The organism is Brevibacillus sp. NRRL NRS-603 (genome assembly GCF_003013445.1).
Lineage (GTDB): Bacteria > Bacillota > Bacilli > Brevibacillales > Brevibacillaceae > Brevibacillus > Brevibacillus formosus.
Genome location: NZ_PXZN01000014.1, coordinates 38263 through 57928, shown reverse-complemented (window position 1 = coordinate 57928; position 19666 = coordinate 38263). Strand labels below are relative to the sequence as shown.

Here is a 19666-nt window from a genome sequence, read left to right as displayed (position 1 = left end):
CTAGCATTTATCCCCGGGGGGAAGGATGCACTTTTATGTACGTAGGTTACGAAAGGTAACTGTGTAAAACAAAATGTCCTCCCAGAGCAGGGAGAACATTGGACAGCAAGAGTAGAACTGCTTACAGCTTGTATACGTCTGTGTATTTTTTCTCAAGGTAATTCATTAAGTAGGTCGCATTTGTACCTTCGCCTGTAATCGCTTGAACGAGTTCACGAGGGCTCTTCATTTTACCGTACTGATGGATTTTTTCCTTGAGCCACTCACGGATCGGCGCGAAATCTCCGTTTGCGATAAGCTCTTCGTAACCGGTGATCTCATTCTCCATAACGTGGACGAATTGTGCCGCATACACATTACCCAGCGAGTAAGTCGGGAAGTAACCGATCATTCCGCCTGCCCAGTGTACATCCTGAAGCACGCCCAATGTATCTGTCGGTGGCTCGACACCAAGGTATTCTTTCATTTTTTCGTTCCAGATTTTTGGCAGATCAGCCACTTGAATCGTTTGATTGATCAAGCCTTTCTCGATTTCGTAGCGGATCATGACATGCAGGTTGTACGTCAACTCATCTGCTTCTGTTCGGATAAAGGAAGGAGTAACAGCGTTAACCGCACGATGCAGATCTTCTACAGACACGCCCTCGAACTGGGTAGGAAACGCTTTTTGCAGGTCCGCGAAAAAGTGATTCCAGAATGGCAGGCTGCGTCCGACCATGTTTTCCCAGTAGCGGGATTGAGACTCGTGAATCCCCATGGAGGTACCATCGCACAGTGGTGTGAAAAGCAGTTCTGGATTGATGTTCTGCTCGTACATCGCGTGGCCAGCCTCATGAATGCAACTGAAGAGTGCAGAATTGAAATCATTTTCAGCGTAGCGCGTCGTAATGCGGACATCTCCAGGGTTGAAGGTGGTGCAGAACGGGTGCGCACTGCGATCCATGCGGCCAGACTTGAAGTCGTATCCGATTTTCTCGAGGATATAACGGCTGAATGCTTCCTGGTCTGCCACTGGGAAGTTTTTCGTCAAAAAGGAGGTGTCTGGCTTGTTCGGAGAGTCGGCGATCGCTTTTACCAGCTTGACGGTTTTCTCACGCAAGGTGGCAAAGATCGGATCGAGCTGATCGACAGTCATGCCAGGCTCATACATGTCCAAGAGGGTGTTGTACTTGTTTTTGCCGTCATGACCCCAATATTCGATGAACTCGAGCTGGAAGTTCACGATTTTCTCGAGGTATGGCTGGAACATGGAAAAGTCGTTGTTGGCACGAGCTTCTTCCCACACCGTTTCTGCCTTGGCAGTCAGTACAACGTACTCCTGATGCCTGTCAGCAGGGATTTTCTTGTTGCGGTCAAATTCCTTTTTGCATTCCAGCACACTGTGACGGGTAATTTCATCCAATGTTTCGAGGACAGATGGCTCACTCAGCTCTGTCAAAAGCGCTTCCATTTCTTTAGACGTCGCCAGCTTAAATTGCTCGCCAGCCAGTGTCCCGATGATTTCGGAACGGGCATCCATTCCATTGCGAGGCGCTTGTGTGGCCTTGTCCCAATAAAGAACGTTCAGTGCTTGCGTGTAGCTGGTTATTTTCTTCACATAGTCACGGAATTCGGCCGCACGTGTTTCCACAGTCGTTGACATAGGGTTCCTCCTGTAAAATTGTGGTATTTTGGATATTCATATGTAAGTCATGCAGTCAAAAAAATTTTACTACTGAATATTATATCGGTTTAGCAAAAAATTACTAGGTGGATGCGGCACGCATTTGTCGGTATAATCGTAGAGGAAACGAATGTGTTACTTATTTGCGATGACAGGAGAATGAAGATGAGTCAATCCAATCCCCAATGGGAAAATGAGATAGCAAAACGCCGTACCTTCGCCATCATCTCCCACCCGGATGCGGGTAAAACGACAATGACGGAAAAGCTGCTCTACTACGGCGGAGCCATCCGTGAAGCAGGGATGGTCAAAGGACGCAAAAATTCCAAGCATGCCACCTCCGACTGGATGGAGATCGAGAAAAAGCGTGGAATCTCCGTTACGTCCAGTGCGATGGATTTTGAATACAACGGACACCACATCAACATTTTGGATACACCTGGTCACCAGGACTTCAGTGAAGATACGTACCGTACGCTGACGGCTGCCGACGCTGCTGTGATGATTATCGACGTAGCAAAAGGGGTAGAGGCACAGACTATCAAGCTGTTCAAGGTCTGTCGGATGCGGGGTATTCCGATCTTTACGTTCGTGAACAAGCTGGATCGTCACGGAAAAGATCCATTCGAGCTCTTGGAGGAAATTGAGCGCGTATTGGGTATTCGTTCTTATCCGATGAACTGGCCGATTGGGATGGGCAGCTATTTCAGCGGCGTATTTGACCGTATGAAGTCTCGTGTCGAGCTGTATCAAAGCAATACACAGCACGAAGAGATTTCCTTTTTCCCTGTAGAGGGTGCAGAAGATCCATTGATCGGTGATCGTGTTGGTCAAGAACTGTGGCAGCAACTGCAGGACGAAATCTCCCTGTTGGATGTTGCGGGAGATGAATACGATCCGGAACTGATCAATAAAGGGCAACTGACGCCTGTGTTCTTTGGTAGTGCCATCAATAACTTCGGGGTACAAACATTCCTGGACAACTTCCTGCAAATGGCGCCAGCGCCTTCCGCGAAGAAGAGTACAGAAGGCTTGATCGATCCGTATACGAACGCGTTCTCCGGCTTCATCTTTAAAATCCAAGCCAATATGAATCCAGCTCACCGCGATCGCATCGCTTTCTTGCGTATTTGCTCCGGCAAGTTTGAGCGGGGGATGTCAGTTAAGCATGTTCGTCTTGGCAAAGACATCAAATTGGCGCAGCCGGTACAGTTTATGGCACAGGATCGCGAAATAGTCGAAGAATCGTTCGCAGGAGATGTCATCGGTCTTTTTGACCCAGGCATTTTTCAGATCGGCGATACCCTCTGTGTCGGAAAATCTTTTGAGTACGAAGAAATGCCGCACTTCTCGCCAGAGTTTTTCTCCAAGGTGATGGTGAAGGACGCGATGAAGCACAAGCAATTCCAAAAAGGGATCATGCAGTTGACCGAGGAAGGAACGGTACAGTTATTCCGTACCCATCCGATGGAAGAGCTGATTCTTGGTGTGGTAGGTGTGCTGCAGTTCGAAGTACTGGAATACCGTTTAAAAGCCGAGTACGGGGTAGACATCATGCTGACGCGTATGCCGTATCAAATCGCTCGCTGGCTCGAAGGGGAGAAAGCAGACCTAGATGCTGTGAAGAACCGAACCGTTTCCGACCGTTATGGCCGTCCGGTTATGCTGTTTGAGAGCGAGTACCAGCTGCGTGTCGCGATGGATAAGTACTCGAATATCAAGTTCCACGAGAGTTCTCTTGGCTTGAAAACCGTTCATTCTTAATTGAAAAAGAAATGCAGGGCCTCCCGATCACGGTGAGGCCCTCTTTATCCATTTCACCAATTCCACCACTCATTTGGACAGCATGAACTAGAATTCGATGGCAAAAAACTTGACCTCCTCCGTATCCTTTGAAAGGGTAATCATCCCTTTTTCTTGCAGGCCGATTTTCTTTAGAAGATTGGCAGAAGACGCATTATCGGGGTTGGTGATTGCTACGATGCGCTTTAAGCCGACAACTTCTTTTCCGTGGGCAAGAACAGCAGAGGCTGCCTCATACGCGTAGCCTTTACCCCAGTATGCGGGCAGAAAGGCAAAGCCGATATCGACATCTTCCAAGGAATCTCTCTTAATCAGTCCACATAAACCGATCGGAACATTTTCTTCCTTCAGCTCTGCCAAATACAGACCAAAGCCAAGACTCTCGTACATCGCGACAGCCCCATTCAAAATATAGTGGCGGGCGTCTTCCGTCGTACGAAGGCCACGATCGCCAATAAATCGAATCCAAGAAGGCTCATTCATCAGTTTCAAGACAAAATCAGCGTCTTCGGGAGTTTGCCAGCGGAGGATGAGACGATCTGTTTCCAGCACTTTCATAGGAACGACACCAGCCTTTTCTTTTATCGTTTATCCGATGATTTGCAGCTCTTTGGGAAAAGAAGTCAATACTTCTACGCCATCCTTCGTGACGAGCACATTGTCTTCAATGCGGATGCCACCGATCTTCGTGTTATAAATGCCCGGTTCAATCGTGAAAACCATGCCTGGGATGAGTTTTCCTGCTGCCTGACTGTGAACGTACGGAGCTTCATGAAGCTCCAGTCCGATCCCGTGCCCAACACGATTGATGAAAAATTCTCCATAGCCCCGGTCCGAAATGACAGCTCGTGCAGCTAGGTCAACATCTGCGATCAGAGCCCCTGGTCGAACGGCTTGTATCCCTTCAGATTCGCTTGCACGACCGTATCGTACATGTCCCCCGAAAGGACACGTTGCATTAGGTTCTAAAAATGACAGGCGTTAAAACGGACAGGATCTCGGCTTCTTCTACAGTGGAAGGATTGTACCACGTATGAAGGAGAGAGGAAGGGAAGTGGATCGTGTCTCCTTGTTCGAGACAATATTCTGTTTCGTCGACGATGATGGTGACACATCCTTTAACGACGTAGTAAAACTCTTCACCGGGATGCTGAAACGCGACATGCTTCGTCTGTCTGGGTGGCAACACGTTGAGGAGGGGTTCAAGCGCCCTGTCGGGGAAATTCCCGCCGATTCGAACGTACTTCACAGGTGACCCTTCAATCTGTAACGTTTGACGCTTTGCAATGGGCGTGTGGTACGTGACAACTTTTTCTACTTCAAAGAAGTACGTAATGGGGACACCGAGGCATTCCGCAATTTTTTGCAGAGATGTAATCGCGAGCGAACTGTTACCACGCTCTACTTGTGATAAAAAACTGACAGAGAATCCTGATTTCTCACTCAAGTCCTTTAAAGTAAGCTCCTGCTGGATACGAAGCGCTCGTATTTTTTTGTAAACGTGCTCCAAAAAGTCACCTCCTGACCAAAAACAATTACGGTATTACAGTAAATATTACGGTAATACAAAAATAATTGCTACATTTATTCTGAATCTTCCCTCTTCTTTTCGTATCCTACTTGTACCATTGCCTTCATATACTGGCATAAAGACAGGCCGTTAGAGAGGAAGGGAATTGCTTTGAGAGCTCTCCTGTTAGTGGTTTTGTTTCTGGTTTCCTTTGACATGCACGCGCAGACGCCTCTTCTTGCGCCGTATTTAAACGTATTGGGTGTATCCGCTGCGATGATCGGCTTCGTGCTCGGCGGTTATGCGATCAGCAATTTGACAGGCAACCTGCTCGCTGGCCCTTTTCTTGATCGCTATCCGAAAAAATGGTTTATCGCAGGTGGATTGATTTTGGCTGGCGTGATGCTGATTGGTCAAGGCATCGTGCAAAACACCGCGGGTTTCTTTACTTTTCGGCTGATGCTCGGGTTTTTGATGGCGTTTGTATCTCCTGCTTGTTCTGCCTTGCTCGGAGAAACAGGGAAGACGGCACTTGAGCAGGGCGAAATTATGGGTAAAAAGGGATTGGTCCTTACCTCAGCGGGCATCGTATCCCCGGCAGTCGGCAGCTTTTTGGCGGTGCAATTCGGCTATGGCCAATCATTCGTGATTCTGGGCTACATGATGATCATTGCTGGCGTTTTCGCTTGGATGATGTTGCCTGAAAGAGTAGAGGGAAGTACGTCGTCTACGCCACGAATCAAAGGTGGGGGCAAGCAGAATCTAACCGCCATCTTGGAAAATCGAATGCTGTATCCTGCGTTTCTTGGGGGATTCGCAATCATTTATGCTCAAGGAACGATCATCTATGAAGTGCCTTTGCTCATTCAAAGACAAGGGATGTCCCCGGCTGTTACCGGCATATTGTTCAGCTTGAAAGGGTTGGGGGCACTTGCGATTTTGTGCCAGTTTTGGCTGTATCGCGTCCCCGTTGAGACGAGGACTTTTGCCGGATTGGGAGTGCTCAGCCTTCTTCTTTACGCCCTGGCAATCGGGCTGGCGATTCCGATTCATGTCATGATGTTTTTCTTCGGCGCGTGCTTTGGGATGCTGTTCCCAGCTTTTGCGACCGTCTTGACGGTACATTCACCACGAGAGCTATACGGGAGTGTGTTTAGCATTTACTCAGCGGTACTGTCGATCGGTGCGGTATTGAGCCCAGTATTGGCTGGTTTGCTGGGGAATTGGCACCATTCCTACTTCATTGCGTTTTTTGTAACAGCTGGCGTATGTCTGATCGGGGGACTGCATCGATTCTTGTTAAGCGGGGTTCCACGCTAGGAGGATAAGGACTTTCTGCTTAGTAAGCAGGGGGTCTTTTTTCGTTTCCAAAACAAAAAGTTGAGCATCTTGCCATAATCCGCTATAATACCCATTGTGATTATGATAATTATTCTCAATGGTAATGCGATCGAGTAGGCGGTTGTCGCTGCTTGATGGCATGACGCAGATGGAGGAACACACCAATGATGAAGAAAACAGCCAAACTTTCGATAGCCAGTGTCGTATTGGCAAGTCTCGTTACAATCGTGAGCGCTTGCTCTGGCCAGCCGAACGCCGCGAATCCAGAGACACAGACGGGGAACAGCCCAACCGCTGCACCAGCGGCTGAAGCTCCACGGGTACTGAAGGATGCGATGGGAAATGAAGTAACCGTCCCAGCTCAACCTCAGCGCGTGATCGCTTCTTATTTAGAGGATCATTTAGTAGCGTTGGGAGTGAAGCCAGTTGCTCAATGGTCAGTAGGGAACAGCCAAGTACAAGGCTACCTGCAAAAAGAGCTGGCGGGTATTCCAGCGATTCCTTATGATCTGCCGCCAGAGGTCGTGATGAGCCACAGCCCTGACCTGATTATTGTGGATAGCGCATCCGTGATCCAAGGGGACAAGTATAGCCAGTACTCGAAAATCGCTCCTACTTACACCATTGGAAAAGAAAAGAACAGCGATTGGCGTAAAGAGCTCCTGACAGTAGGAGAAGTGCTCAACAAGGGGGAAGAAGCGAAGAAAGTGCTGGCAGATTATGAGACGTTTGCAGCCGAGTCCAAACAAAAGCTGCAACAGGCGATTGGGGAAAAATCAGCGGCAGCACTGTGGACGACGGGGAAAAATGTGTACGTAGCACGCCAGGACTTGTCTAGCGGGGATGTGCTCTACAAGGATCTCGGGTTTAAGGTTCCTGCTATCGTTCAGGAAATCTCCAAGTCAGGAGAAGCAAACTGGAACGCGATTTCCATGGAGAAATTGGCTGAACTTGATGCCGAGTACTTGTTTATCGTAAACAGTAATCCGACTGCTGTAGAACAACTACAAAAGGATCCAGTATGGGCGAATATCCCTGCTGTGAAGAATGGAAATGCGTTTACGTTTGCGAAAGATTCCAGCTGGCTGTACACAGGCGTCATTGCCAACCGCCAAATGATTGAGGATGTACTCAGCAACGTTAGTAAATAAGAAGAGAAAAGCCTATCCACCCTTTGACGTTTTGTACGAAGGGTGGATAGGCTTTTTACATGTGTTTCTTGCTATTATGGGATTGGGATCTTCTCGATTTTACATGCTTTAATTCCGCCACGATAATAAAGCTCACGATGACAAGTAAAAACCACGAGCTGATTTTACTGAGATGCACGAGCTCCCAGCCTGCTCTCTGATTCGGATAATTCCAAGCGCCGAGAAACGTCGCTATATTTTCCGCAATCCAAATGAAAAAACCGATCAAAAAGTAACCAAGAGGGATGGGCATGAAAAACCGCTCGTTCGCGACGCTAAAATAAACACGTGTTTTCCAGAAGACAATGAAAATAGCTGCCATCAGCACCCAACGCAAATCCCAAATATAATGGTGGGTGAAAAAGTTCAGATAGATCATTGCGCCCAAAATGGTGGCGATAATTTGATTGGGCCAGCCAGAGAGAGAAACCTCTAGTCGACGCCACGCTTGACATAAGTAGCTCGCGACACTGGCGTACATGAACCCACTGTACAAAGGAACGCCAAATACCTTGCTGTACGCATCCTCCGGATAGCTCCAAGAACCCATATGCACCTTGAATATTTCCAAGCACAGCCCGATCACGTGAAAGACCGTGATGACCTTCAATTCGTCCCGAGACTCCAAACCGCTTTTCACCATGAAAATCTGGAAGAGCAGGCAGAGCAACAGCAGGAGGTCATACCTCGGCAAACCAGGAATGGTGACGAATTTGGATAAGGCGAGCGAAGCAAAAATAAAGACCGGAAACAAGCAAGACATGGCTTCTTGATAGCCAAAATGAAGCAATAGACGCATATATCGTATCATTTGTCTGTCCTTTACGTTTACGAAGTAGTTTCAGAGGGCTAATCCGTAAGCACAAACCGCACAAGTCTATTGATAGCCGAAGGCAGCACGCTTACGTGCCCCTCATCTTCGAATTTGATGAAGCTCACTTGAACACCTTTGGTAGTGAGTGGTTCCATGCGCTCTACAACGCGTTGTGCACCCTCGACCATGAAGGAGAGCTCATCGCCGCCAACAATGACGAGCAGTTTTAGTTCATGATCGCCTTTCCATTGGGTGATAAAGCGCTCTTGCTCTCTCAATACCTCGTCGTTGCCCCACCAGACGGAAGGGCTCCCTGATACGACGTGTGAGAAAAGCTTCGGACGCGAGAACAGCGTATACAGTGTGAAATGACCACCTAAGGAATGGCCGAAAATCGCCTGTTTGTTCGGATTTACCTGCCATTCGGAAGAAATAGCTGGCATCAGCTGCTGTTCAAGGAAATCCAGGAACAAATCAACCCCACCATGCTCTGGCCAAGGCTCCCCATTCGGTCGGTCAGGAAGTGAAGCCGAATCCACAGGCATGGTCAAATCGTAACAACGGCGGTCCATGTCAAATGGCAGACGTGATGGATAACCGATTCCTACAACAATGGCTGGGTTGAAGCCCTTGGGCTTGCGTGTTTGCAACTTCACCGTCTCCGCAATCGTTCCGAACATCGCATCGCCATCCACGGCATAAATAACCGCATATCCTTCGGGAGGAGCTTCAGCTTCCGGAATCGCAATCATAATCCGATAGTCATGACCTTGGCTTGATTGCAGTGTCCACTCTACACAATTACGAGGGGAGTAGCCGTTTTTCTCTATCATTTTCATTTTGCAATCAATCCTTTCACATCGTCAATGACTTTCATATGTGCGATCAGGCCGCCGCTTAACCAGTGATCTCCCTCTACTTTAAACGTACGACCATCCTTCACAGCCTCCATGCTTTTCCAAACAGGACTCTCTGTCAAATCTTTCTCGAATGCATCCCCCGTACCAGCGTCATTGATGAGGAAAATATAGTCCGCATCCAAATTGGGTAAGCTCTCTAGTGATACATGAATGTCACCGCCGGATACAACCTGGCTCGGCAAAAAGCCTAGCTCATTGGTAAGTACGTATCCACTGAAGAAATCATACTTGATGAAGAACATCCCTCTGCCATTAAAGCGAATAATCGCTGCTTTTTTGCCTTGAATATGAGGGGCCAGCTCCTTTTTGGCCGCCTCGACATGCTCCTTATATTTCTGCAAAGCTTTTTCAGCTTCCGCCGACTTGCCCAACAGATCGCCAACTATGCGTACGGAAGATTCAAGATCAGCATTTGCTTGCTTGAACACATACGTGGGCGCAATCATCTTATATTTATCGTACACGCCGCTCTCGATATGGTTGGCATTGTGTAAAAGGATGAGGTCTGGCTCGTGGGCCATAACCCCTTCCGGCTCTGGAGGCAATCCACCTGTGAAGGCAATGGACGGCACATCTTTTAGCTGAGCTTGCAAATACATTTTTGGTCTTGAGCCCGAAGACCACTGTACGACCGGAGCAACGCCCAGTGCGACCAATGTATCTTCCAGATTGGGAGCGAATATTTTGGCAGGTTCGGCAGGTAATGTCACCTCGTTACCCATTTCATCTTTCAGTACACGCGGGTAGGTAGGCTTGTCAGAAGAGCTCTTTGCCGATCCTTCGGCACTCTTAGTTGTGGATGATTCGAGCTTCTGCGTCACTGTCTCTCTGCTTTCGTTGTTCCCGCAGCCTGCTGCCAGTCCAGCAACGAGCATCGTCGTGGTCAGCATCAGCGCAAGACTTGTTTTCTTTGTCATACTAGTGGAATCCCCTTTCGTTGATAATGTTTCTCACTGGAAAACATTATAATTCACCCAAGAAAGGGGCTCCATGGACAACACCTTGAAACGTATTTGGACTTTTCCCTGTTATCATTAGCAGGATTTCATCCAGCATCCGGTTCATGGCTACTGGTGAGTACTCGTACCACGGATTAGAAGGCAAGGGATAGAGGTACCCATTTTGAACAGCGCGAAGTCCTCTCCAAAGCGAATGATGCTGTAGCGTTAGCCAGCTGAGGCGAGTCGACTCGTCAAGACAAACGAACAACAGGATTCGTTCCGGGTCAAAGCTCGCAAGCTGCTCGAGCGTGAGAGGCCGATTGCAAGGTTCCGTTTCCTCTTCAAGAAGAGAAAGCTGCAAATCATCGCACAGAAGCTCCTTTATTCCCTTATTGTTGTAGAGATGGATGCCATCCCGATAAAGGCGAATGATCGCAAATTTATCTTGCTGGAGCACAGATTGCAGGTCTGTGCGAACGGCAGCAGCCTTCGCTTCATAAAAAGCGATCCAGGAGTCACAAGCTGCTTCTTTGCCCGTGTAGCTGGCAACTTCACGTAATTGCTCTCTCCAGCCAGAAGATTGGAGGGTCAAGACGTCTATGCCATGTGCAGACAAGCGTTGCTTGGTAGTCTCGGGAAGCTCTACGTGGCTAATGACAACATCCGGCTTGGCAGCCAGAAGCATGATTTCCTGATTGTCATCATTCCACGGTGTTTCGACTGCTTTTAAATGAACCGCGATGTGTTGCTGATACTGCTGATAGTAATAGGGGGTCCACTTCGCATCCAAAGGAGCAGCGACTGGTATAATCCCCAGTACTACTAGATGCCCCAGCAGGGAAGGGGAGTAGACGGCAACTTTGCGCTCGGAAGCTCTTTCATACGCGGAGGGGGATACACCCACTTCCTTCTTAAACTTCCGGCTAAAGTAAAACTCATCGCTGTAACCGATTGTTTTCGCAATATCCCGCAGCTTCATATCCGTCTCGCGTAACAATCGCTTGGCGTGATTGATACGCAGGCTTGTTACATAATCCATGACACTTTGTCCGTAAGCCTTCTTGAACGAATCGCCAAAATAGCTCGGACTTAAGTTCGCCATTGCTGCCAACGTAGTTACGTTTAACGGACGATCGAAGTTACAGATCATATAGGCGCGAACTTCGTGGAGTGACATTTGGCGACTAGGCTCGCATTCTTTGTTATGCTTCATGATTCCATCCACCTTTTCAGGCACGTGCACAGGTTTGTGATAATGATAATTATTATCTATGAATGATGGCGAAAATGATAGAGGAAGAAAAAATAAGACGACCGCTCCCCAATGTCGTAGGGAAGCGATCGCCGAAAGTCCAATGATGGAATTACTCTTCGCCGGTAGCTACCGGATTATCTGGATAAGAGCTCCAATCACTCCAACTGCCCAAATACAATTTCACATCGGTTCGACCAGCAGCATGGAAAGCGAGCAAATTAGAGCAAGCCGTCACGCCTGAGCCGCAATAGACGATCAATTCTTTATCAGCGTAAGGAGCGAGACGTTTTTGCAGCTCGTCTGCCGGAAGCATCGTCTGATCAGCAGCGAGGTTGTCCTTATAAAAGAAATTGTGCGCCCCAGGTATGTGTCCTGCTTTTGCGTCGATCGGTTCGTTCTCGCCGCGGTAGCGTTCTGGCGCACGCGAATCGAGCAATACGGTGTGCTCGCTGCGTTTTTTAACACCTTCCATGTCAACTAACATGTCGTGGCGGACATGTGGGACGAACTGACGAGCTTGTACAGTAGGTACTTCAGCTGTTACCTCATAGCCAGCCTTTTTCCAAGCAGCGTATCCGCCATCGAGTACAGCTACCCGATCGTGACCAAGGTATCGCAGCAGCCACCATAGACGTCCTGCCATTGCCATTTCCTGATCATCGTAGGCGATGACAGTCGTGTTGGCATCGATTCCCGCATTTGAAAAATGGGCAGCCAGCAGCTCCGTATCTGGGAGAGGATGACGTCCACCATGCTCGCTTTTGGAGCCGGAAAGGTCACGGTTCAGATGAAAGTAGAGGGCTCCCGGGATATGATCCTTCGTGTATTCCTCTGCACCTGCTTCAGAAGCACTTAAAGCAAAACGACAATCGACGATCACCAAATTTTCATCGTTCAGATGATCCTTGAGCCATTGAGGTGTGACAAGTGCTTGCATGAATCTCCCTACTTTCTCTTTTTTTCTTCATCATAGCAGATGGCAATCCAATCAGGTACAATAATTAAGGGATTGTGGTTAGGAGAGAGGAGAAGTGAGATGAAGCGTTTCATTCGCTATTTTTTTGAGGGGCTATTGTTTGTCATTCCTTTGGCAGTGACGATTTATATTTTGTATTGGATTTTCACGACCGTGGATAACTGGTTCTATCTGCTGGTTCACAACTGGTTTAATCTCCAAATTCCAGGACTTGGTGTCCTCTTGACCATACTCGGCATTACGATTGTAGGCTTCCTTGCATCCAATGTACTGACACGCGGAGTTCTTTCGCTTGTGTCCACCGTCTTCGAGAAAGTGCCATTTATCAAACTGATTTATACGTCCATCAAGGATTTGATCGGGGCGTTTGTAGGGGAGAAGAAGAGCTTCGACAAGCCAGTGCTGGTGACGCTATCCAAGGATGGAAATGCGAAGGCCATTGGGTTTATTACAAAAGAAAGCCTCGATTCTTTCGGTCTCACAGACCATGTAGCGGTCTATCTGCCACAGTCGTACAATTTTGCAGGAAATCTCCTGTTGTTCCCGAGCGATCAGGTACAGCTGCTTGATACGGAAAGCTCAGAAGTCATGGCATTCCTGGTATCGGGTGGAGTATCTGGAGGGCCGCAAAACGTAAACAAAAAAAGCAGCGATGCTTAAATCATACAAACCTCCAGAGCCACGAGTCTTGTGGTTTTGGAGGTTTGTTGCTTGTTTTTAGGGGAACTTTCTTCGTTTTTAATTTTCCATATAAAAAAGACACCCAAACGAATTTGAGTGCCTTCACATTTTCATAACGTCAGCTGCTAAAAAATCCACTATGGCTGGAATATTTGCGACGATAGTGACGATGACCGTATGTTCGATGCCCCATCTTCCATGAGGATCGATATCGGTAATCACTGCTGCTGTACTTGTGATAGCCACGTCCGGTCATTTTCCATAAGAACCGGGCGCCTTTCTTAAAGAGGACCGCCACAATGACAATCGCAACGATCAAAATAACAAAACCGATCCCCAAAATCGTGAGTAGGACTGACATCCACATCGTCTCCTTGCCAAAAAGGTCTTACCTTTTTTACGGATGACACTACAGGAAGTTTCAATTATCCCTCGGCATTCAAATATTTCTCATAGGGCGTGTAGTCGATTTCTTTTGATTTCAGGTGGGCAATGAGCCATTTGTGGTCACGCTTGGGGGTTGCTACGATGTACCCCTTTACAATCAAATCGGTTGTAATGGTGGTTGCTTTCTCTTCCAACGCGATCTGGCCGATTTTCGCTGCGATAGAACGTCTCGCAACATCACGAAACAACTGTGGCACAGGATCAACCAATTCATTGAGCAAGGTCAGACCCTCATCTGTCCAGAGCGCACGTGTCTGATCAATGTAATGATCTTGCCAATCCAAGTCAGATTTTCCGTCTTGCTTGGGCATAGACTTGAGAAATTTGCGGAACATGAAATACCCGCCAATCGCCATCAGACTTACGAGAACAATGGTCCAGCCAACGATAAACAGGGAAAACCCTGTAGACATTTCACCCATACCTTGTACACCTCATTACCAATTTCCATTCACTAGTAAAAATTGTACCTTATTTTGGTTCGGGCAACAAACTTTTTATGCGTTTTCCTAACCTTAGGGGTTTGCTCTTCCCAAGAACACATACAATTTAGTATGATTAGAATTAATCTTTATTGGGAGTTGACGCTCATGTTCAAGCTTGGACAACGCGTCGTCATTGTTGCCGACTCCTTCGAGCAAGGTTTGCCTTTGGGTGAATACGGTTACCTGATTGCTCGTGACCGCAATCCGGACAGCGCATTTTCTTGGGTTTTACGCATTCCGAAAATTGATAAGCATATCGCCGTTGTAGAAGAGGACATCGCCTTGGAGGAGCAATTGCTGGAGGAAGAAGCAAATCGCATCTCGCATGAGGCTTTACTTGATTTTGCATTGGCGACAAGGAACGAAGCACTGTTTCGACAACTGATGGGCATGGAAGATGCAGAAGAGGCAAATGACGAACCCGCGAAGGAATCAATGGAGGAATTTATCCGTAAAGTAAATATCAAAGCATGGATCTAATTGGCGATACAAGCATTTGAAACTTTTGTGAGGAAATGAAAGCGAGGCTGTTTCATGTCTGAATTTGTGACGTTTACCAATGAGTTTGGTCAAACCATCGATATGTCCCGAGAGGATTACCAGAAAAAAATAATTCCGCAAAATCTGGATAAGTACTGGGATGAAAAAGATAAGCTTCGCGATTTTGCGATGGAGTTGGTGAAGGGTCAATTTCATGAGCAAGCCGCTGTCGCTGCCGACAGGCTTCTCGAATTATACGGGCCAATTGAGTCTGCTCTCATTTTCCGTGCAGTCGTTCATATGCAGGCGAGAGAGTTTGAAAGCGCTAAAAAAATCCTGACAGATTGTCTGGAACGATTCCCGTCCTCGGGTACGGCTTGCACCAATTTGGCAAAAATCTTCGCGTTTGAAGGAGATGAGCCAAAAGCGTTCGAGACCCTACATACAGGTTTGCACAAAGACCCGAATCAAGAAAATGGCTTGAACATGTTTGTCGAGAGCTTCTTGCAAAGAGGGAAAAAGGATGAGCTGAAAGGGCAGCTGGAGGCGCTGGCAAGTAAAGAAGGAGCTTGGAGACCACAGCTTCAACTGGCTCGTCTTGCTTTGACGGAGGAGGACCTCCTGAATGCGATGAAATGGTACACGGTAGCGATTGAAGGAGCGAAGGACCGCTTTGAGGTCGTCATGACTGTGACTGGTGAATTGGGACAAGCGGGTTATGTCTATCAGTTGATTCAGATTTGTGAAAAGTTCTGGACGCCACATTTCCCGTATCCGTATGCGGGCTTCAACTATGCCAATGCTCTGTTGGCGACCGATCAAATGGAAAAGGCAATCGTCATCCTGCGAAACATGCAAGAGCATTTGCCAGATAACTACAAGCCAATGGTCGATCATTTCCTGAATCGAGTACCTGGAGCGCTCGAAGTGGAAGCAGCCGCCCAACAGAAAGCCGTCGAGAGCCAAATGGACGATCCGACGACGAAAAAAAGCAAGTGGAAGTTTTGGAAGTAAATCGATAGCTAGAGCGCCCGGCAATTCGTTGTCGGGCGTTTTTCTGTAAGAAGGGGGAATGTGCCCCTAACCCTGTCATAAACATATGGGTCCATGAAAAAACGGTGCAATCATCCCCGGTAGATGGTTGGCACCGTTTTTTAGAAGCCATCTATTTAAACTGGCTGGTGAGCCGCCGCTCTATATAGGCTACGCCTTGATACATCAAGGTAGCGATGACCGCGATAATGGCTAAGCTCATCATGACCAGGGTAAAATTGAACACTTGGAAGCCATATATGATCAAATACCCCAAGCCTTGCTGGGATACGAGAAACTCTCCGACGATGACGCCGACCCACGAAAGTCCGACATTTACCTTCAGCGTAGCGAGAAGGGTTGGGATGGTCGCTGGCAAAATAACGAGCGTGAAGATTTGCCGTTTGCTCCCTCCAAGTGTTTGCACGACTTTGACGTAGTTTTGATTAACTTCCTTGAAGCTGGTATAGACGTTGATCGTGGTGATGATGACTGAGATCGCGCACCCCATGGCTATGACGGAGAGCAAACCTGGACCAAAGCCGACGATGAAAACCGGACCGAGGGCTACCTTTGGCATACTGTTGGCAATCACCAGATAAGGTTCTAGTACGCGGGAGAGAAAAGGGGACCACCATATGATCGTTGCCATGACGGTTCCCAAAATCGTTCCCAAGAGAAAGCCGATAATCGTTTCCCACACGGTCAAGCCGACATGCGGGAGAAGACTGCCATCTTGCAGCTGCAACCAAAATTGAGCCCAAATCTTGGAAGGATAGCTGAAGATGAGCGCATTAATGGTATTGGTTCGAGCCAACAGCTCCCATAAACCGAGAAAAACGAGAAAGAGGAACAGTTGTGTGGTAAAGACGGAAAAGCTCATACGCTTTTCTAGCTGCAAGTAGCGGCGATGGACGGATTCAATTTCCTTTGGCTGCATCAGATACTACCTCCATCTCTTTCCACACGCGATGGAACAAGTCTTGGAATCCATCATGATTTCTGGCGTCGAATGGCAGAGCATCCCGGATCGGGCTGGGTACGACAATCTCGCTGCTGATGCGTCCCGGGTTGCGTGAAAAGATATAAACACGATCGCCCATCGCGATCGATTCGGAGAGATCATGTGTCACAAGGACTGCCGTCTTTTTATGCCGACGCAGTGTTGAAAAGATCAAGTCTTCGAGCTTGAGTTTAGTCTGATAGTCCAATGCCGAAAATGGTTCGTCAAGCAACAGCACATCAGGTTGACAGGCGAGTGTTCGGACGAGTGCAACCCGTTGCCGCATGCCGCCTGACAGCTGCAGGGGAGAGGATTTGCGCACATCAGACAGCTCCATTTCATCGAGCAGATGTAGCGCGTATTCCTCTGTTTCCTTCGTGCGGATGCCTTGGATATCGAGCCCGAGAAACACGTTGTCTTCGATGGAGCGCCAGTTGAACAAATAATCTTGCTGCAGCATGTAGCCAACTTGCCTAGACGTTCCGTTGACTTCTCTTCCGTCGATCCACACCTTGCCTGCTGTCGGCTTCTCAAGCCCTGCAATGAGTGAGAGCAGCGTCGTCTTGCCACAACCGCTGGGACCAACCAGACAAATGAATTCGCCTTCCTCCACGCGCAGGTTAATGTCTTGGACCGCCATGAACGCCCTGGTCGTGGATAAATAAAGATGGGTCACGTGGCCGAGTTCTATTTTTGCCGGCGTAGAAGAAATTTGCTTCATGACGGCCTATTTCCCTTCCTTGGATTGGGTAGCAAAAGTGGTGTTTACCAGCTTGTTGTAATCAGCGCGTTGCTTTAATTCACCAGCGGAATCCATAATATCTTGTAGCTGGCTCCATTCCTTTTCGTCCAGAATGGGATCTGTCGCATAGGAGCCCTGTTCGAGGTAACGCTGTACAGCGGTTTCCAGAATCTTCGGATCGATTTGCTCGAAGTACTTGCCGATCACATCAGCCGTTTCTTTTGCACTGTGGCTGGCAACCCACTGTTGCCCTTTGTAGACCGCATTGGTAAACTTTTGGATAGCTGCTGCGTTGCTGTCGATATAGCTTTGTTTTGTCATGAAGACAGTGTAAGGAACGGTTCCGCTCTCTTTGCCAAAAGAGGCGACAACATGGCCGATTCCTTCCTGTTCAAAGCGGGAGGCTTCCGGTTCAAACAGCTGTACATACGCTCCGGTACCAGATGCGAAGGAAGACGCGATATTTTTGAATTCGATATTCTGAATGAGTTCCACGTCGGTTTGCGGATTGATGTTATGCTTTCTGAGTACATATTCTCCGACCATTTGCGGCATGCCGCCTTTCCGTTGGCCCAAGAAGACACTGCCTTTTAGCTTGTCGAAAGTAAAGTCATCCATTTTGGTGCGGGAGACGAGGAAGGTGCCGTCCGTCTGTGTGAGCTGCGCGAAGTTGACAACAGGATCGGCAGCTCCTTGCTGAGAGACGTAGATGCTGGTCTCGGAGCCGACGAGTGCGACCTCGATGCCGCCAGATAACAGGGCCGCCATCACTTTATCTCCGCCGGGAATGGTTGAGAGCTCCACTTCCAGACCTTCTTCCTTGAAAAATCCTTTTTCAAGTGCGACATATTGCGGGGCGTAAAACAAAGAACGAGTCACTTCACCAATTCTTATTTTTTCGGGAGTGCTGGAGCAGCCAGTCAAGACGGCCGTCATAACGAGAAAAGCGGCCAGCCCCAGCGCCAAAAATCGTTTCATGATTAGGAGTCCCTCCTTGCTAGGCTTTGTATGTTGTAGGCTATGCGCCCAGACAAAAAAGGGTGAATGCCTAGAGATAGAGACAGGCACATGATGAGGGAAGGCCAAAAAGGAGATGGACATAGCGTGATCGTTACATTTTTAGGCACCGGATCAGGTGCACCCACTACGCGAAGAAACGTGAGTGGGATCGGCTTGCGATTTTTACAGGCAGGAAAGTGGTGGTTGTTTGACTGCGGAGAGGGGACTCAGCACCAGCTACTGCGAGCACCGATGAAAATTAGTCAATTGGATAAAATCTTTATCACGCATCTGCATGGGGATCATCTGTATGGACTGATCGGACTGCTTGCGAGCCGATCTTTGCGCAATACTGAACCGACTCCGTTAGAGCTGTACGGACCACCTGGACTCGACCGATATTTTCGAGCTGTCATGGAGGCAAGCCCGGTTCATTTGCAATATCCATTGGAAATAAAAATCGTCAGTGAAGGTGTAATCTACGAGGACGAAGAGATCGTAGTGAGCTGTCGAATGGCGAAACATCGCGTGCCTTCGTTTGCGTATGCTGTGATGGAAAAGGAAAAGACAGGAGCATTTCAAGTAGAACGGGCAAAGCAGGCCGGGGTGCCGTCAGGGCCGTTGTTTGGAGCCTTGAAAAGAGGAGAACAGGTCACACTCGAGGATGGACGTGTTCTGGAGGGAAAGGACTTCGTTGGAGAGCCCCAGCCAGGACGCAAAATCGTCTTCAGTGGGGATACGGAGCCGAGCCAAGCGGTTTTGGAGCTGGCAAAAGGGGCGGATTTGCTCGTCCATGAAGCGACTTACGCCCATCACGACAAGGAGCTGGCGACCAGAAGCGGACATTCCACAGCACGTGAGGCGGCTCAAATTGCCAAAGAGGCGGGCGTGAAAGAACTGTGTCTGACTCACTTCAGTCCACGTTATGAAGATGAAGACGGGGATTTTTCGATGGAGGATTTGTTGGCAGAGGCACAGCAAATTTTTCCGGCGACCCAATTAGCTGATGATCTCGGCAGCATTTCTGTTAAGCGAGAGAGAAACGATGGGAGAAAGAAATAATCCTTGCTATAATGAATGATCACGATGGAGGAGGTGGGGGAGCATGAAACGGATTACCTTTGCTACACCAGAAGAGCTTATTCAACATTGTCAATCGGAAGAAGTCAGCCTCGTTGTCGAATATCGAGACGAAGTGAACAAGCAACGTCAGGTCATTTTGACGGGAGAGCAGCTTGCAGAGGCACAGACCTACCTGAACTTCTCCAAATCCGAAGCGTATTACCGGAAGGACGGGCTTTTTTACGAAGTCATTGCAGGCTGGAAATAACACACATCGTCAGGAGATGAGTAGATGGGAAACCTTCAAAAATCTCCACTCCAT

21 protein-coding genes and 1 pseudogene are annotated in these 19666 nt (G+C 48.3%); 8 read left to right on the top strand and 14 right to left on the bottom strand.

The features are described from left to right. Nucleotides 1–121: 121 nt before the first annotated feature. Nucleotides 122–1642: a carboxypeptidase M32 gene (locus C7R94_RS14560; protein WP_106782211.1), complete on the bottom strand. Its 1521-nt coding sequence runs from the start codon at nucleotides 1640–1642 to the stop codon at nucleotides 122–124. Nucleotides 1643–1828: 186 nt separating this feature from the next. On the opposite strand from C7R94_RS14560, the gene C7R94_RS14555 reads away from it, so the two are divergent. Beyond that, complete coding sequence (locus C7R94_RS14555) at nucleotides 1829–3427, top strand: peptide chain release factor 3 (protein ID WP_047068750.1); 1599 nt, start codon at nucleotides 1829–1831, stop codon at nucleotides 3425–3427. Between the two features lie 87 nt (nucleotides 3428–3514). Here C7R94_RS14555 and C7R94_RS14550 read toward each other — a convergent pair whose 3' ends face one another. The 3 genes and pseudogenes from C7R94_RS14550 to C7R94_RS14540 form a co-directional block, all read right to left on the bottom strand. Then, nucleotides 3515–4024: a GNAT family N-acetyltransferase gene (locus C7R94_RS14550; RefSeq protein ID WP_106782209.1), complete on the bottom strand. Its 510-nt coding sequence runs from the start codon at nucleotides 4022–4024 to the stop codon at nucleotides 3515–3517. A gap of 30 nt (nucleotides 4025–4054) precedes the next feature. Continuing rightward, nucleotides 4055–4404 (bottom strand): annotated as a pseudogene (locus tag C7R94_RS14545) (M24 family metallopeptidase); the annotation flags it as partial. A gap of 20 nt (nucleotides 4405–4424) precedes the next feature. Then, a complete protein-coding gene (locus C7R94_RS14540; RefSeq protein WP_106782206.1) occupies nucleotides 4425–4976 on the bottom strand; it encodes a helix-turn-helix domain-containing protein in 552 nt (183 codons plus the stop codon). Between the two features lie 171 nt (nucleotides 4977–5147). Here C7R94_RS14540 and C7R94_RS14535 point away from each other — a divergent pair, with 171 nt between their 5' ends. After that, a complete protein-coding gene (locus C7R94_RS14535) occupies nucleotides 5148–6296 on the top strand; it encodes an MFS transporter (protein WP_106782204.1) in 1149 nt (382 codons plus the stop codon). 185 nt (nucleotides 6297–6481) lie between these two features. Next, nucleotides 6482–7468, top strand: a complete 987-nt coding sequence (locus C7R94_RS14530; protein WP_233220564.1) for an ABC transporter substrate-binding protein — start codon at nucleotides 6482–6484, stop codon at nucleotides 7466–7468. 55 nt (nucleotides 7469–7523) lie between these two features. On the opposite strand, the gene C7R94_RS14525 is transcribed toward C7R94_RS14530, so the two are convergent. The 5 genes from C7R94_RS14525 to C7R94_RS14505 all read right to left on the bottom strand — a co-directional run bounded on the left by C7R94_RS14525 (nucleotide 7524) and on the right by C7R94_RS14505 (nucleotide 12374). Continuing rightward, nucleotides 7524–8318, bottom strand: coding sequence for a DUF817 domain-containing protein (locus tag C7R94_RS14525; protein WP_106782201.1), 795 nt, complete (start codon nucleotides 8316–8318; stop codon nucleotides 7524–7526). A gap of 38 nt (nucleotides 8319–8356) precedes the next feature. Next, a complete protein-coding gene (locus C7R94_RS14520) occupies nucleotides 8357–9160 on the bottom strand; it encodes an alpha/beta hydrolase (RefSeq protein ID WP_106782199.1) in 804 nt (267 codons plus the stop codon). Continuing rightward, nucleotides 9157–10158, bottom strand: a complete 1002-nt coding sequence (locus C7R94_RS14515; protein WP_106782197.1) for an ABC transporter substrate-binding protein — start codon at nucleotides 10156–10158, stop codon at nucleotides 9157–9159. The genes C7R94_RS14520 and C7R94_RS14515 overlap by 4 nt, the downstream gene beginning before the upstream one ends. 46 nt (nucleotides 10159–10204) lie before the next feature. Beyond that, on the bottom strand, nucleotides 10205–11395 hold the full coding sequence (locus C7R94_RS14510; RefSeq protein WP_106782195.1) for a helix-turn-helix domain-containing protein: 1191 nt from the start codon (nucleotides 11393–11395) through the stop codon (nucleotides 10205–10207). A 151-nt stretch (nucleotides 11396–11546) separates the two neighbouring features. Further along, the gene (locus C7R94_RS14505) at nucleotides 11547–12374 is read right to left on the bottom strand and encodes a sulfurtransferase (protein ID WP_106782192.1); all 828 of its coding nucleotides are present in this window, start codon (nucleotides 12372–12374) and stop codon (nucleotides 11547–11549) included. 99 nt (nucleotides 12375–12473) lie between these two features. On the opposite strand from C7R94_RS14505, the gene C7R94_RS14500 reads away from it, so the two are divergent. Further along, nucleotides 12474–13073, top strand: a complete 600-nt coding sequence (locus tag C7R94_RS14500) for a DUF502 domain-containing protein (protein ID WP_106782190.1) — start codon at nucleotides 12474–12476, stop codon at nucleotides 13071–13073. A 139-nt stretch (nucleotides 13074–13212) separates the two neighbouring features. Here C7R94_RS14500 and C7R94_RS14495 read toward each other — a convergent pair whose 3' ends face one another. After that, entirely contained in the window at nucleotides 13213–13455 is a 243-nt protein-coding gene (locus C7R94_RS14495) for a hypothetical protein (RefSeq protein ID WP_106782187.1), read from the bottom strand. Between the two features lie 64 nt (nucleotides 13456–13519). After that, nucleotides 13520–13963 carry a DUF2621 domain-containing protein gene (locus tag C7R94_RS14490; protein WP_012685927.1) on the bottom strand — a complete coding sequence of 148 codons (444 nt, stop codon included), beginning with the start codon at nucleotides 13961–13963 and terminating at the stop codon, nucleotides 13520–13522. A 168-nt stretch (nucleotides 13964–14131) separates the two neighbouring features. On the opposite strand from C7R94_RS14490, the gene C7R94_RS14485 reads away from it, so the two are divergent. After that, entirely contained in the window at nucleotides 14132–14506 is a 375-nt protein-coding gene (locus tag C7R94_RS14485; protein WP_012685928.1) for a hypothetical protein, read from the top strand. 54 nt (nucleotides 14507–14560) lie between these two features. Then, nucleotides 14561–15520 carry a tetratricopeptide repeat protein gene (locus C7R94_RS14480; protein ID WP_047068762.1) on the top strand — a complete coding sequence of 320 codons (960 nt, stop codon included), beginning with the start codon at nucleotides 14561–14563 and terminating at the stop codon, nucleotides 15518–15520. 151 nt (nucleotides 15521–15671) lie between these two features. Here C7R94_RS14480 and C7R94_RS14475 read toward each other — a convergent pair whose 3' ends face one another. The 3 genes from C7R94_RS14475 to C7R94_RS14465 are packed head-to-tail and all read right to left on the bottom strand — an operon-like array spanning nucleotide 15672 to nucleotide 18261. Next, nucleotides 15672–16478 carry an ABC transporter permease gene (locus C7R94_RS14475; RefSeq protein ID WP_106782184.1) on the bottom strand — a complete coding sequence of 269 codons (807 nt, stop codon included), beginning with the start codon at nucleotides 16476–16478 and terminating at the stop codon, nucleotides 15672–15674. After that, nucleotides 16459–17262 (bottom strand): ABC transporter ATP-binding protein, encoded by an 804-nt coding sequence (locus C7R94_RS14470; protein WP_106782181.1) that lies wholly within the window; start codon nucleotides 17260–17262, stop codon nucleotides 16459–16461. The genes C7R94_RS14475 and C7R94_RS14470 overlap by 20 nt, the downstream gene beginning before the upstream one ends. A 6-nt stretch (nucleotides 17263–17268) precedes the next feature. Further along, nucleotides 17269–18261, bottom strand: a complete 993-nt coding sequence (locus tag C7R94_RS14465; RefSeq protein ID WP_106782178.1) for an ABC transporter substrate-binding protein — start codon at nucleotides 18259–18261, stop codon at nucleotides 17269–17271. 126 nt (nucleotides 18262–18387) lie between these two features. Here C7R94_RS14465 and rnz point away from each other — a divergent pair, with 126 nt between their 5' ends. Next, complete coding sequence (gene rnz, locus C7R94_RS14460) at nucleotides 18388–19344, top strand: ribonuclease Z (RefSeq protein ID WP_106782481.1); 957 nt, start codon at nucleotides 18388–18390, stop codon at nucleotides 19342–19344. Between the two features lie 43 nt (nucleotides 19345–19387). Further along, on the top strand, nucleotides 19388–19612 hold the full coding sequence (locus C7R94_RS14455) for a hypothetical protein (protein ID WP_088907054.1): 225 nt from the start codon (nucleotides 19388–19390) through the stop codon (nucleotides 19610–19612). Nucleotides 19613–19666: the final 54 nt, after the last annotated feature.

Bases quoted from the DNA above. Each gene is read 5' to 3' on its own strand.
- C7R94_RS14525 (WP_106782201.1), bottom strand. From the start codon at position 8,318: ATGATACGATATATGCGTCTATTGCTTCATTTTGGCTATCAAGAAGCC.
- C7R94_RS14465 (WP_106782178.1), bottom strand. From the start codon at position 18,261: ATGAAACGATTTTTGGCGCTGGGGCTGGCCGCTTTTCTCGTTATGACG.
- C7R94_RS14500 (WP_106782190.1), top strand. From the start codon at position 12,474: ATGAAGCGTTTCATTCGCTATTTTTTTGAGGGGCTATTGTTTGTCATT.
- C7R94_RS14555 (WP_047068750.1), top strand. From the start codon at position 1,829: ATGAGTCAATCCAATCCCCAATGGGAAAATGAGATAGCAAAACGCCGT.
- C7R94_RS14550 (WP_106782209.1), bottom strand. From the start codon at position 4,024: ATGAAAGTGCTGGAAACAGATCGTCTCATCCTCCGCTGGCAAACTCCC.
- C7R94_RS14455 (WP_088907054.1), top strand. From the start codon at position 19,388: ATGAAACGGATTACCTTTGCTACACCAGAAGAGCTTATTCAACATTGT.
- C7R94_RS14510 (WP_106782195.1), bottom strand. From the start codon at position 11,395: ATGAAGCATAACAAAGAATGCGAGCCTAGTCGCCAAATGTCACTCCAC.
- C7R94_RS14485 (WP_012685928.1), top strand. From the start codon at position 14,132: ATGTTCAAGCTTGGACAACGCGTCGTCATTGTTGCCGACTCCTTCGAG.
- C7R94_RS14470 (WP_106782181.1), bottom strand. From the start codon at position 17,262: ATGAAGCAAATTTCTTCTACGCCGGCAAAAATAGAACTCGGCCACGTG.
- C7R94_RS14530 (WP_233220564.1), top strand. From the start codon at position 6,482: ATGATGAAGAAAACAGCCAAACTTTCGATAGCCAGTGTCGTATTGGCA.
- C7R94_RS14475 (WP_106782184.1), bottom strand. From the start codon at position 16,478: ATGCAGCCAAAGGAAATTGAATCCGTCCATCGCCGCTACTTGCAGCTA.
- C7R94_RS14490 (WP_012685927.1), bottom strand. From the start codon at position 13,963: ATGGGTGAAATGTCTACAGGGTTTTCCCTGTTTATCGTTGGCTGGACC.
- C7R94_RS14515 (WP_106782197.1), bottom strand. From the start codon at position 10,158: ATGACAAAGAAAACAAGTCTTGCGCTGATGCTGACCACGACGATGCTC.
- C7R94_RS14505 (WP_106782192.1), bottom strand. From the start codon at position 12,374: ATGCAAGCACTTGTCACACCTCAATGGCTCAAGGATCATCTGAACGAT.
- C7R94_RS14480 (WP_047068762.1), top strand. From the start codon at position 14,561: ATGTCTGAATTTGTGACGTTTACCAATGAGTTTGGTCAAACCATCGAT.
- C7R94_RS14520 (WP_106782199.1), bottom strand. From the start codon at position 9,160: ATGAAAATGATAGAGAAAAACGGCTACTCCCCTCGTAATTGTGTAGAG.
- C7R94_RS14495 (WP_106782187.1), bottom strand. From the start codon at position 13,455: ATGTCAGTCCTACTCACGATTTTGGGGATCGGTTTTGTTATTTTGATC.
- C7R94_RS14560 (WP_106782211.1), bottom strand. From the start codon at position 1,642: ATGTCAACGACTGTGGAAACACGTGCGGCCGAATTCCGTGACTATGTG.